This window comes from Nonomuraea sp. NPDC049378 (assembly GCF_055586745.1).
Window position 1 is genome coordinate 19801 of sequence record NZ_JBVJHP010000014.1, and the last position, 12434, is coordinate 32234.

Here is a 12434-nt window from a genome sequence, read left to right on the forward strand (position 1 = left end):
TATCCGGCGGGTGAGTGCACTGCCCGGTCCTGGCAGGATGGACCCATGAGGGAAACCCGAGTCTCCGCCGCGGGCCTGCGCGAAGCGATCGAGCGCAGCGGCTATTATCCCGACCTCGTCACCGACGCGGTCGAATCCGCGCTGGGCAAGGAGGTCGTGACCGCGTTCGTGGTGCACCACGAGGCGACCTTCGATCCTGCCATGGAGGTGCGCAGGCACGTCACGGTCCTGGTGCTGACGACGACGCGGCTGCTGGTCTGCCACACCGACGAGCACCCGGCGGTGGAGGGTGTCTCCGCGTCCCACGCCTCCACCACCACGGAGGCCGTGCGCCTGAGCCGCGTCCAGTCGGTCGCCGTCACCCGGGTGGTGCCCGACCCCGCCGCCTACGCGCCCGGTGTCCCGCCCACGGAAGTGACCCTCACGATCGGCTGGGGCGCCATCTCCCACGTCGATCTGGAGCCGGCCACCTGCGGCGACGAAAACTGCGAGGCCGACCACGGCTACACCGGCGCCATCACCGCCGACGACCTCTCGCTCCGGGTCAGCGAGGCGGCCGACGGGCCCGAGGCGGTCAACCACGTCCTGGCGTTCGCGAAGTCCCTCTCCGAAGCCACGGCCCACGCCGCCGCCTGACCTCTCCCGGCCCCGCACCGGCCCACCCTCGACGCCGGCGCGCCCGCCCTTTTCGCCCCACACCCCCGGATCCCGGCTGAACACCGCCGGAAGACGCCCACCAGGCGACACCGCCCGCCAGGGAAACCCCGGCCTGCACAGCGAGAGACTGGAATCACCGGTAGACGGCTCGGCGTAGAACACGGCCCAGAAGACGCTCGTCACGGCGAGCACCGCGTGAGCCTTCACGACCGGCCATGACGGACGTGAAGCAACGTCGGCGCGTGCGGGCAGGCCGGCTTTGCCGTAACGGATGCAAGCCAGTTCCAGCGCCGGCCGGCAGACAGCGAGCGGCGGTTAGGCTGTGCGCATGGTGCCGGGGTATGGCGGAGGGGCGCTGACGGATCTGCCGGATTCGTTGCTGGCCGCATTGGGCATGCGCGCGCCCAACGCGCTCGCCATAGAGCCCGCCGAGCGCGTCTGCCTGTTCCTGGTGGACGGTCTGGGAGCCGAGTTGCTGCGCGCCCACGCCGACGCCGCCCCGTTCCTGGCCGGCCTGCGGAGCAGGACGCTCAACGCGGGTTTTCCCGCCACGACCGTGACGAGCCTGTGCTCGCTGGGCACGGGCCTGACGCCGGGCGAGCACGGCATGCTCGGGCTGATGCTGGCCGTGCCGGGCGCCGGCCACCTGTTCAACTGCCTGCGCTGGACGCTGCCCGGCGGCCACGTGATGGACCCGGACGAGTGGCAGCCCGCCGAGACCGTCTACGAGCGCGCCACTCTGGCCGGCATCGACTCCGTCTATGTCGCGCCCGCGCAGTTCGAGGGCACGGGCCTGACCAGGGCCGTCTACCGTGGCGTGCGCTACGTGGCCGCCGAGACCGCCGACGAGCGCGTCGCCCGCGTGCACGAGGCGATGCGGCGGCGCCCCGCCCACGTCACCGTCTACTACGGAGACCTCGACGCGGCCGGCCACATGACGGGCTGGGGCAGCGAGGAGTGGCTGCGGCAGCTCGGCGTGGTCGACGGCATGGCCCAGCGGATCGCCGAGGGGCTGCCGCCCGGGTCCGCCCTCTACGTCACCGCCGACCACGGCATGGTCAACGTCGGCGAGAAGGTCGATGCCGAGAGCGTCCCCGAGCTGACGCGGGGAGTGGCGCTGCTCGGTGGCGAGGCCAGGGCCAGGCACGTCTATGCCGAGCCGGGTGCGGGCGATCAGGTGCTGGAGGCGTGGCGCGAGGTCTTCGCGGGGAAGGCCTGGGTAGCCTCCAGGGAGGAGGCGGTCGAGTCGGGCTGGTTCGGGCCCCGCGTGCGTGACGCCTGGCTGGAGCGCATCGGCGACGTCGTGGCCGTCCCCTACACCGACCTGGCCATCACCGCCCCGACGAACCATCCGGTCGAGGCCGTCTTCACCGGCTACCACGGTTCGCTGACGGCGGCCGAGCAGAACGTCCCGCTCCTGGAGGTACGCACGTGACGAGCCCGCTCATCACACCCGCCGATCTCGCCGCGCTCGACGGCGTGACGGTGCTCGACGTCCGCTGGCGGCTCGGTGGCCCGCCGGGGGTGGAGCTTTACCGCGAAGGGCACATCCCGGGCGCCGTCTACTGCGACCTCGACACCGACCTCGCCGGGCCTCCCGGCGACGGCGGCCGGCACCCGTTGCCGGATCCCGGCGCGTTCCAGGACGCCATGCGCCGCCTCGGCGTGTCCGACCGTCGGCCGGTCGTGGTCTATGACGACGTGGGCGCCACGGTGGCGGCCAGGGCCTGGTGGGCGCTGCGCTACTTCGGCCACCAGGACGTCCGCGTGCTCGACGGCGGGCTCGCCGCGTGGGCCGGGGCCGGGCTGCCGGCCACGAAGGAGGCCCCGGACCCGCTCGCCCACGGCGACTTCACCGCGCGGCCGGGCGGGATGCCGATGCTGACGGCCGACGAGGCGGCCGCGCTGGCCGGTCACGGCGTGCTGCTGGACGCCCGGGCTGCCGAGCGTTACCGGGGCGAGGCAGAGCCGGTCGATCCCGTGGCGGGTCACATCCCTGGAGCTGTCAACGCGCCCACGACCGGGAACGTCGGGCCGGACGGCAGGTTCCTCGCCCCTGACACGCTGCGGGCCCGCTTCGCCGGTCTCGGGATCAGCGAAAGGGTGGAGACGGGCGCCTACTGCGGATCCGGCGTGACGGCCGCCCATGAGGTGCTGGCGCTGGAAGTGGCGGGCCTGCCCAGGGCCGCGCTCTACGTCGGTTCCTGGTCCGGGTGGGTCGCCGACCCGTCAAGACCCGTGGCGACCGGCTGACCACCCAGCGACACCTCACCACGGTGCGCCGCGCGGGCCGAGGACCGCACGACCGCGCACGCCCACCGCGGCTCGGCAACGGGCCGCATCGGTGCGTGGCCGCGCGGCCGCACCACCACGCAGCCACCCGGGGACCAGACCGGTACGAGGCCGCGGCGAAGCACGTCGCCGCGGCGGCGCCCGGCGTGCGACGCGCCGTCAGTACAGCGCCCGGTCGCCCGCGCCGAAGCAGACGAAGGCGTGCTCGCCCGTCTTGGCAGCGGCGCACGCCAGAGCCGCGTCCGGTGGCCGGCCCGCCGCCACGAGCTCGTGGAACACTCCCATGACGGCCCGCGCCGCCTCGTCCCGCACCGGTACGAGCCCCGCCACCACGCACGACGACCCCTTGGCCAGGAACGCCCCCGGCAGGCCGAGCGGCGCCCCGTCCACGGGTGCGCGCGACATTCCCGAATTGCACGCGGAGAGCACCACGAGCTCCGCCGACCGGGGCGCCTCCAGCAGGTCGTACGCCATGAGCGGCCCGTCCTCCAGCGTGATCCCGGACACCAGCGGGCTGCGCGAGTGGAACACCCCGTGCGCCGCGAGGTGCAGCACGTCCGCGACTTCGAGTGCCTTCAGGACGTCGGCCGTGCGCGCGGGCGACTCGCGTCCCCCCGGGTGGCAGGACAGGACGTGCGCCACTTCGGCGTGCGCGTGCGCCAGCGCGGGCCCGGCGGCGGCCACGACCACCGGGGGCCCGTCGCGGCGTACCCGATCGAGTGCCTGCACCCAGGCGGCCGCGCTGGCGGCCACGCTCACCGGGCGCTCCCGCAGGCACGGCAGCGCGCCCCACGGCAGCGTGTGCAGCGCGCCCACGGGCACCGCCACGAGCGGCCCGTTGCCCAGCTCGGCGAGGAGCGGCCGCAGCACCAGCCGTTCGACGTCGACGGCAGCGGCTTCGACGTCGCCGGGGCCGGCCTGGCGGCGCAGCGAGTAGCGCAGCCGGACGATCGCCTCCTTGACCTGCCGCACGTCGGCCAGCCGCCGGAGCAGCACCCGTCGCTCGGAGATCAGTACGGCCAGCAGCGACTCCTCGTGGGTGACGTACTCCACCAGGGTTCCCCCTCCCAGCTCCGCCCGCACCCGCTCGGGATCGGCGGGCGAGCCGGCGTGCGCGGGGGCGGTGACGGCCCGCCAGCGCTCGCTCCACTCGAACACCTCCTCGACGCCGCCGTTGCGCACCGCCAGCCCCAGCCCGAAGGCCGCCAGCCGCTCCCCGGCCCTGGCCGCGTGGGCGCGCAGCGACGGATCGTCGAACGTCTCGACCTGCTCGCTGACCTCCGACAACCCGTCCTGGACCGCGCGGAAGGCGCCGGTGTTGTCCTCCTGCAGCGCGGCTTCGAGCGCGAGCGCGTGCTGGCGCACCGGCCCCGGGATGTGCGAGGCGAGCTGCCTGGACTGCGGCTCCGAGCCCAGCGGGGTGAGCCGGGTGCCGGCCGGGACCCATCGTTCGCCCCGTTCGGCGTACCGGGTGAGCCGGGCGAGCTGCGCGGAGGCGGTCGGGTGGTCGTCCACGGCGAGTGCCGCCTCGGCCGCCACGAGCCGCAGCGCCGCCCCTGCCTGCGGGGCGAAGCCGTTCTCCAACTCGTCGGCGCACGCGATCAGCTCCCCGACGAGGGCTGGGGTGACGGGTTCGAGCGCGAGCCGTGACCGCAGCACGACCTCCTGCGCCAGTGGCAGCCAGCGGGTCCGTTCCTGGGCGGCCAGCTCGGCGGCGGCCTGTTCGGCCACCTGCCTGGCCTGGTGCGGGTCGCCGGTGAGCAGCTCCACCTGGGCCAGTTTCAGCCGCGCCTCGGCCAGCGCCACCTGGGCGCCCGACGCTTCGAGGTCGGGTACGGCAAGGCTCAGCATCGCCCTGGCCTCGCCGGGCAGGTGGGCGGCCAGCAGGGCGCCGGCGAAGTCCGCCCGCATCGTGGCCAGCCGCTCGGGGAAGCCGAACAGGGTGTCCTCGGCGTCCCGGTAGTGCTTGAACGCCCCGGCGATGTCGCCCCGGCGTACCGCGAGGAACGGCAGGTTCGCGGCGGACAGGCGGGACAGGTGCAGCAGCCCGGCGTGCTGGGCGATCTTCAGGCACGCGGTCAGGTCGCGCATCGCGGCGTCCCAGTCGCCGCGGTAGGAGTGGATGAGCCCGCGGTTGAGCAGGCCGCCCGCCAGGAACCTGCGGTCGTCGATGGTGCCGGGCGCGGTCACCAGGGCGCGTAGCGCACGGTCACAGGAGGCGATGGCCTCCTGGTGGCGGCCGAGGTGGGCCAGGGCGACCGCGCGCTGCGTGTCGAGTTTGGCGCGGTCGAGCGGGCGCAGATAGGCCCAGGCCAGGGCGGCCACGCGCAGTGCCTGCAGGGGGTGCCCGCGTTCGGTGCGCACGGTGACGAGGGAGAGCCTCACCTGCGCGAGCCGCTCCTGCGGCGCGCCGGGGGTGCCGAGGCCTTCGCGGAGGTGCTGCTCGGCCGCTTCCAGGTCGCCGAGCTCGCGGGCGGCCAGCGCCATCGCCCTGAGCGACATGACCGCGGCCTCGGCGGAGCCGACACGGCGGGCAGCCGCCAGCACGAGGCGGCCCGCGCGCAGGGCGTGGCCGGGATCCACCAGGGAACGCAGCATCGCGGCCTCGGCCGCCCTGACGAGCGGATCGAGGTCGCCTGATGAGTCCGGGTATGCACTCATGGCAGGCCTTGGTCTGGCGCCGGGCGGGGGCGCGGCTCCCCCTGCCGGCTGATGGTCGGGGTCAGGGCCGGATGCGCACCCATCTGGTTTGTACGGGGGCACGTCCGGGTCGGTGGCACACCACGCTGAGCCAGCCAGGAGGCAGGCCCGTCGCGGCGAAGTTGCCGTTGTGGGCGAGGTTTCTGGTCAGCGTGAGGTGCGGGGTCTTCACGTCGATGACGGCGTCTTCGCCCGGGTGGGGGCACACCTGGCCCGCGACGTCGATGAGCCCGTCGCCCACCGTCACCTCCAGGTCGAAGGTGAGGCCGTCGGCGACGAAGCGCACCAGGTGGCAGCCGTCCGGGTCGCGCACGTCGGGGCCCGCGGCGCGTGCGGCGGGCGTGGCGGTCACCGCGCGGGGGACCCGCAGCCCGTAGATGTCGCGTGCGGCGGCGGACACCTGGCTCGGGATGGGGTCGCTTCCCGCGGCCAGCCGGAGGGCCGCCAGGAAGTACTCGTCGTTGATCATTGCGCCGTCTCCTGTGATGAGATCAGGGTGCGCAGTTTCTCCAGGCAGCGGGCCTTGGTCGGGCCCACGCTGCCCACGGGCATGCCCAGCCGCGCGGCCATCTGCCGGTTGCCCAGATCGATGGCGACCAGCTGGATGAGCGTGCGGCAGGGCTCGTGCAGGGCGGAGACCTGCTTCCAGAGCAGGCGCCTGCCGTCGGCCTCCAGCACGGCGGAGGCGGGGTCGGGATCGTCGACGGCCTCGAGGGCGAGGATGTCGTGGTCGAAGGGGGTGACGTCATGACGCTTGCGGAGGAACGCGTGAGCCTCGCGGCGCACGGTGGTCATGAGCCAGCCGCCGACCTTCGCCGGATCCCTGAGCGTGTGGAGGTGCTGGAGCAGCCGCAGCCAGGATCCCTGGACCGCGTCCGCCGCGTCGGCGGGGCTGAGCCCGGACGCCCTGGCCACCGCCCACATCCGCGGCCCGTATCTGGCCTCGAGCTCGTCCCACGCCGTCCGGTCGCCGTCGGCCGCCGCTGTGACCAGCTCCGCCGGCTCACGTGGATCGGGCATGCGGCCTCCTTCCGTGCGGCACGCCGAGGCGGTCATGCCTCTTCGTGATTGCGTGAGGACTGAGCGTAAACTCTACAGACTCGCCGGTACGAGAACTCCCAGATCCGGAATTTGCCGGGCCTCCTCGGCGCCGAGGAGCCGCCTGACCACCTCCTTCGCCGGCTCGTCCCTGGCCGCGTCCGCGATGGCGCCCGCCACCAGCGCGGTGGCGAACGACGTGCCGCTCCACGACGCGAAGCCCTCGAACTCGCCGCCCCGCAGGAAGCTGCTGGTCAGCCAGTCGCCGCGGGCGCAGGCGTCCACCCAGGTGCCATGGCCCGAGTAGACGGCCCGGTGCTCCTGCGAGGCGTCCACGGCCGCCACGCCCACGGCGCACCCCAGCGCGGCGGGCCAGAACGGCCGGTCGGAGGCGGTGTTGCCGGCGCAGGCCACGGTCACCGTGTCGCTCAGCGCGGCGAGGGCGTCGGACAGCAGGGGCGGCGGCCGGTCGTCGAAGGTGTGACCGCCGAAGGACAGGTTGAGCACGTCGGGAGGGCGCTCGCGCATGCGGTGCAGCGCGCGTACGACGGTCGCCTCGTCGCCGAGGCCGTCGCCGTCCAGCACCCGGCGCACCCGCAGCGCCGCGCCCGGCGCCCGGCGTGCCAGCAGGCCCGCGATGAACGTGCCGTGCCCCGCCTGCGCGCCCTCCGCCGCGTCGGCGTCGTCGGGGCCGAGCCGCTCGTACCAGTCGCTGCCGGACCACCACGGGTGCTCGGCGACGCCGGTGTCGAGCAGGCCGATGACCACGTCCGAGCGCGTACGGCCCGGCTTGTAGCGGATGGGCGGCACGGGGAAGGGCCGTGACGCGGGTCCGCCGAAGAACAGCGGCTGGCCGCGGAACACGTGGTTCGGCGAGGCCCGCACGCCCTGGTCGCGGAGCTCGGCGGTGACCTCGCAGGGGTCCGCGCCGGGAGACAGGTGGACGACGCAGACCCCGTCCGCCTCCGAGACCGCGGAGGTCCAGCGCGACGCGGCGGACAGCGCCGACCGGTCGGTCAGCACCTGCCCTGGCCGGATGAACGCCTCGCCGGCAGGTTGCATGTCCATCAGAGTCTCCGGAGACGACCGCCGCCATCAGGCGACGGGAGGGTCGGGTACGGCAGGGCCGTCAAGGCCCGATCGTGCCCTGACCTGCCAGTTCCGCGCATCACGGATGTCCTTCCCGGTTTTGTCGGCGCCGGCCGAAATCGTGGTGTTGTCGTTACACGTGATGGGAGGTGGGTGTGCGCAGGTCGTTCTCCTCCCAGCAGGCCACCCTGCGACGGCTCGACAAGGCGTTCGCCGCGTTCTTCAAGCGGGTCCGCGCGGGTCGCGCGCCGGGGTTTCCCCGGTTCAGGGGGCGCGGCCGGTTCGACACGGTCGAGTGGCCCAAGGACGGCCACGGCTGCCGGTGGGACTCCCAGCCCGGCCACCCCACCGCGACCTGCGTCCGTGTGCAGGGCGTCGGGCACGTCCGCGTCCACCGGCACCGGCCCGTGCGCGGCCAGGTGAAGACGATCAGCGTCACGCGCGAGGGCTCCCGCCGGTTCGCGGTCCTGCCGTGCGACGTGCCCGCCGAACCGCTGCCCGCCACGGGCGTGCCGGCCGACATGGGGGTGGCCTCGCTCGTCACCACCTCCGGCGGCGGCCGGGTGGCCGGCCCCCGCCACCTCGCCGCCACCGCCGGCCGTCTGGCCGACACCTGATCGCGGTGCACCCCGCCGGCACCTCCCACCTGCGCCCTCCGTGGCCGCGGCGCGAAGGAGAACCGCGTCACCCAAGCCGGGTTCGCCTGTACGGCATGCGGTCATACCGCGCACGCCGACGTCAACGCGGCCATCGACATCCGGAGGGCAGGGCTTGCCCTTCGCGACGCTGCGGGAGCGGCTTGGCGAGAAGCCGCTCCCTTCAGGGAACGGAGGAGTCACGAGGCGGTATCTTTCCTCCGCTGCCCCGCTGTCACGTACGACTCCCGCACCAAGTTGGTATGGCCCCCCACTGGTGCCGGATGGCGACCGACGGTAGTCTCTCCCTAGTCACTTGTGATCATCCCGGGACGAGGCCGTTGGGGAAGGCGCACCTCGTACCGAACGGGAGGTCCGGTGTCTGCTCGTGGCGTCCTTTACGTCCACTCGGCTCAGCCCGCGCTGTGCCCACACATCGAATGGGCAGTCGCGGGTGTCCTCGGCGTGCCCGTAGATCTGACGTGGACTCCGCAACCCGCCGCGCCCAACGTCGTGCGCGCGCAGGCGGAATGGGAGGGCCGGCCGGGCGTCGCCGCGGCCATCGCCTCTTCGCTCATGGGCTGGCAGCGGCTCAGATTCGAGATCACCGAGGACGCTTCCCCGGGTGTCGACGGGTCCCGGCACGCCTACACGCCGACGCTCGGCGCCTTCACGGCGGTCATCGGCGCGGCCGGCGACATCATGATCCCCGAAGACCGGCTGCGCACCGCGATGATGATGGCCGCTCAGGGCCGGTGCGTGCTGGAGGACGAGCTGGACAGGATGCTCGGCAAGCCGTGGGACGAGGAGTTGGAGCCGTTCCGCTATGCCGGGGACGGCGCGCCGGTCCGCTGGCTGCACGCCGCCGTCTGACCTCGCCGTACACCCGCTCGGCACGAGCAGCCCCCGCGGCCGGGCTCCGCTGCCCGGCAACGGCAAGGCCCCGCACCGAACCGGTGCGGGGCCTTGCCGTTGAGCCTGACGGCGAGCCGTCGCCGAGGGCGAGCCGAGGCGGCCCGGCATGCCGATGGGATGCCGGACGGCTCGTCGGCTGTTACAGGGGGATGTTGCCGTGCGCGCCCCGGGCGGGGGTCGCCTGGGCGAGCAGTTTGGCGATCGCGCCGCGGGTCTCCTCCGGCTTGATCACCTCGTCGATGACGCCCAGCTCCTGCGCTCTGGTCAGGCCGCCGGCGAGCTTCGAGTGCTCCTCCGCCAGGCGCTCCTCCAGCTCGGCCCGGTCCTGCTCGGGCACGGCCGCCAGCTCGCGCCGCTTGATGACGCGCACCGCCGCGACGGCCCCCATGACGGCGACCTCGGTGGTGGGCCAGGCGAAGACCTTGGTGGCGCCCAGGGCGCGGGAGTTCATCGCGATGTACGCCCCGCCGTACGCCTTACGCGTGATCAGCGTGACCCGCGGAACCGACGCCTCGGCGAACGCGTGCAGCAGCTTGGCTCCCCGGCGCACCACGCCGTCGTGCTCCTGCCCGACGCCCGGCAGGTAACCGGGAACGTCCACGAGGACAACCAACGGCACCCCGAAAGCGTCACACATACGTACGAAGCGGGCGGCTTTCTCGGCGGACGTGGCGTCGAGGCAGCCGCCGAGCCGCATCGGGTTGTTGGCGATCACACCGACCGTCCGGCCACCGAGGCGGCCCAGCGACGTGACGATGTTCGGTGCCCACTTGGGGTGAAGCTCCAGGCCGGGCTCGTCGAGCAGGCCGTTGACCAGCGGCTTGACGTCGTAGGCACGGCGCGGGGAGTCGGGCAGCAGCGTGGAGAAGTCAACTTCCTCGATTTCTCCCGACCGCATCCGGCCCTGGTGGCCGAGGAGCGTGGCGAGCTGGCGCGCCTTGACGTAGGCGTCGGTCTCGGTCTTGGTGACGATGTGCGCCACGCCGCTGCGCTTGCTGTGCGGCTCGGTGCCGCCCAGGGCGGCGCTGTCGACGTCTTCGCCGGTGACGCTGCGGACCACGTCGGGGCCGGTCACGAAGATGCGGCCGGAGTCGGCCAGGATGACCAGGTCGGTGAGCGCGGGACCGTAGGCGGCGCCGCCGGCGGCGGGGCCGACGACCACGGAGATCTGCGGCACCACGCCGGACGCCTTGGTCATGGCGGCGAAGACCCGGCCGACGGCGTGCAGCGACTCGACACCGTCGGGGATCCGCGCGCCGCCGCAGTGCCAGATGCCGATGACCGGCACCCGCTCGCGGACGGCCACGTCGTAGGCGTGCACGATGTGCTCGCACCCCTCGCTGCCCATGGCGCCGCCCTGAAAGCGGGCGTCACTGCAGAACGCGACGACGGGAACACCCTCGACGCGCCCCATGGCGGCCAGCATGCCGCTCTTGTCTTCCGGGGTGATGAGCCGCAGCGAGCCCTCGTCGAGCAGCGCGGTCAGGCGGACGATGGGATCGCGGGGATCGGCAGGCTCCTGATCGGAGCCGGGCGTCACCACCCGGTTGTCGAGGACGGTCACTTTATGCCCCCTTAAACACGACGGTCACGTTGTGCCCGCCGAATCCGAACGAGTTGTTGACCGCGGCCACGTCGCCGTCGGGCAGCGTGCGGTTCTTGCCGTGGACGACGTCGACCTCGATGCCGTCGTCGAGATCGTCGATGTTGATGGTGGCGGGAACGATCCGCTCCTGCAGCGCCTTGATCGTGAAGACCGACTCGATGCCGCCCGCGCCGCCGAGCAGGTGCCCGGTCATGGACTTGGTCGACGTCACCAGCGGGTGGGTGCCGATGGCCTTGGCCACGGCCTGCACCTCGCCGACGTCGCCCGCGGGCGTCGAGGTGGCGTGCGCGTTGACGTGCTTGACGTCGTGGCCGGTGACGCCGGCGTCGGTGAGAGCCTGCGTCATCGCCATGATGATGCCCCGGCCGTCAGGCTCGGGCTGCGTGATGTGGTGCGCGTCGGCGGAGTAGCCGACACCGGAGCAGTAGGCGTAGATGCGCGCGCCCCGCGCCCTGGCGTGCTCCTCGGACTCCAGCACCACGATGCCGGCGCCTTCGCCGAGCACGAACCCGTCGCGGCCGCGGTCCCACGGCCTGGACGCGCCCGCCGGGTCGTCGTTGCGGGTGGACATGGCCCGCGCGGCCGCGAAGGCGGCGATGTTGAGGCCGTGGATGGCGGCCTCGGTGCCGCCGGCGACCACCACGTCGGCGCGGCCCACCCTGATCATGTCCATCGCGTGGCCGATGGCCTCGGCGCCGGACGCGCACGCCGACACCGTGGCGTGCACACCCGCCTGGGCGCCCAGGTCGAGCCCGATCCAGGCGGCCGGGCCGTTGGGCATGAGCATCGGCACGGTGAACGGCGACAGCCGGTTCCAGCCACGCTCGCGGTAGGTGTCGTAGGCGCTCAGCGTGGTGTTGATGCCGCCGATGCCGCTGGAGACCACGACGCCGAGCCGCTCCGGCGGCACCTCGGGAGAGCCGGCGTCCTGCCAGGCCTCCCTGGCGGCGACCATCGCGAACTGCTCGCTGCGGTCGAGGCGGCGGGCCTCGGGCCGCGGCAGCACCTCGGTGGGGTCGACCGCGGCCGTCCCCGCGAACTTCACGGGGACGGTGTCGATCCAGTCCGTGGTGAGAGCCTCGACACCCGACTGACCGGCGAGGAGCGCCGTCCAGGTCGAGGTGACGTCCCCACCGACGGGCGTCGTCGCGCCGAGCCCGGTGACGACGACACGTACCCGGTTCGCACTCACGTTTCGCGCTCCCTTGCTGATCAGTACTGGTCGGATCGGGTGTTGCGGCTCAGTTCTGGATGAAGGTGAGGACGTCCTTGACCGTCTTCAGGTTCTTGAGCTGGTCGTCGGGGATCTCGACGCCGAACTCGTCCTGGGCGGCCACGGCGATCTCGACCATGGACAGGGAGTCGATGTCGAGGTCGTCCACGAAGCTCTTCTCGGGGGTCACCTCGGACGCCGGAATGCCGGTGATCTCGTTGATGATCTTGCCAAGGCCCTCGAGGATGTCCTGCTCGGTGGCAGCCATGTCGCTATTTCTCCTTTGGTT

General features: G+C 73.2%; 12 protein-coding genes and 1 pseudogene. 6 read left to right on the forward strand and 7 right to left on the reverse strand.

Annotated features, from left to right (window positions below; all coding sequences use genetic code 11):
• Positions 1-45 precede the first annotated feature (45 nt).
• The 3 genes from ACZ6SA_RS28795 (at position 46) to ACZ6SA_RS28805 (ending at position 2910) form a co-directional block, all read left to right on the forward strand.
• A complete protein-coding gene (locus ACZ6SA_RS28795; protein WP_465831596.1) occupies positions 46-636 on the forward strand; it encodes a DUF5998 family protein in 591 nt (196 codons plus the stop codon).
• Between the two features lie 349 nt (positions 637-985).
• Complete coding sequence (locus ACZ6SA_RS28800) at positions 986-2092, forward strand: alkaline phosphatase family protein (RefSeq protein WP_465831598.1); 1107 nt, start codon at positions 986-988, stop codon at positions 2090-2092.
• Complete coding sequence (locus ACZ6SA_RS28805; RefSeq protein WP_465831600.1) at positions 2089-2910, forward strand: sulfurtransferase; 822 nt, start codon at positions 2089-2091, stop codon at positions 2908-2910. Before ACZ6SA_RS28800 ends, ACZ6SA_RS28805 begins: the two co-directional genes overlap by 4 nt.
• 198 nt (positions 2911-3108) lie before the next feature.
• Here the strand turns inward: ACZ6SA_RS28805 and ACZ6SA_RS28810 are convergent, their stop codons facing one another.
• From ACZ6SA_RS28810 to ACZ6SA_RS28825, 4 genes are all read right to left on the reverse strand, one after another.
• On the reverse strand, positions 3109-5610 hold the full coding sequence (locus ACZ6SA_RS28810; protein ID WP_465831602.1) for a CHAT domain-containing protein: 2502 nt from the start codon (positions 5608-5610) through the stop codon (positions 3109-3111).
• A 61-nt stretch (positions 5611-5671) separates the two neighbouring features.
• A complete protein-coding gene (locus ACZ6SA_RS28815; protein WP_465831604.1) occupies positions 5672-6118 on the reverse strand; it encodes a hypothetical protein in 447 nt (148 codons plus the stop codon).
• Positions 6115-6669, reverse strand: a complete 555-nt coding sequence (locus tag ACZ6SA_RS28820) for an RNA polymerase sigma factor (protein ID WP_465831605.1) — start codon at positions 6667-6669, stop codon at positions 6115-6117. The genes ACZ6SA_RS28815 and ACZ6SA_RS28820 overlap by 4 nt, the downstream gene beginning before the upstream one ends.
• Before the next feature lie 72 nt (positions 6670-6741).
• Positions 6742-7755, reverse strand: coding sequence for a S8 family peptidase (locus ACZ6SA_RS28825; protein WP_465831607.1), 1014 nt, complete (start codon positions 7753-7755; stop codon positions 6742-6744).
• A gap of 176 nt (positions 7756-7931) precedes the next feature.
• Between ACZ6SA_RS28825 and ACZ6SA_RS28830 the strand changes: the two genes are divergently transcribed.
• The 3 genes and pseudogenes from ACZ6SA_RS28830 (at position 7932) to ACZ6SA_RS28840 (ending at position 9284) form a co-directional block, all read left to right on the forward strand.
• Positions 7932-8393: a nuclease/transposase family protein gene (locus ACZ6SA_RS28830; protein ID WP_465831609.1), complete on the forward strand. Its 462-nt coding sequence runs from the start codon at positions 7932-7934 to the stop codon at positions 8391-8393.
• Positions 8394-8435: 42 nt separating this feature from the next.
• Positions 8436-8723, forward strand: a pseudogene (locus ACZ6SA_RS28835) (hypothetical protein); the annotation flags it as partial.
• Positions 8724-8789: 66 nt separating this feature from the next.
• Positions 8790-9284 carry a DUF3145 domain-containing protein gene (locus ACZ6SA_RS28840; protein ID WP_347646961.1) on the forward strand — a complete coding sequence of 165 codons (495 nt, stop codon included), beginning with the start codon at positions 8790-8792 and terminating at the stop codon, positions 9282-9284.
• Positions 9285-9465: 181 nt separating this feature from the next.
• Here ACZ6SA_RS28840 and ACZ6SA_RS28845 read toward each other — a convergent pair whose 3' ends face one another.
• Genes ACZ6SA_RS28845 through ACZ6SA_RS28855 form a run of 3 tightly spaced genes read right to left on the reverse strand, consistent with a single transcriptional unit; the run spans position 9466 to position 12413 of the window.
• Positions 9466-10890, reverse strand: coding sequence for a carboxyl transferase domain-containing protein (locus ACZ6SA_RS28845; protein WP_347646960.1), 1425 nt, complete (start codon positions 10888-10890; stop codon positions 9466-9468).
• A gap of 1 nt (position 10891) precedes the next feature.
• Positions 10892-12124, reverse strand: coding sequence for a beta-ketoacyl-ACP synthase II (gene fabF / locus ACZ6SA_RS28850; protein ID WP_347617907.1), 1233 nt, complete (start codon positions 12122-12124; stop codon positions 10892-10894).
• Between the two features lie 49 nt (positions 12125-12173).
• Positions 12174-12413 (reverse strand): acyl carrier protein, encoded by a 240-nt coding sequence (locus ACZ6SA_RS28855; protein WP_043614464.1) that lies wholly within the window; start codon positions 12411-12413, stop codon positions 12174-12176.
• Positions 12414-12434: the final 21 nt, after the last annotated feature.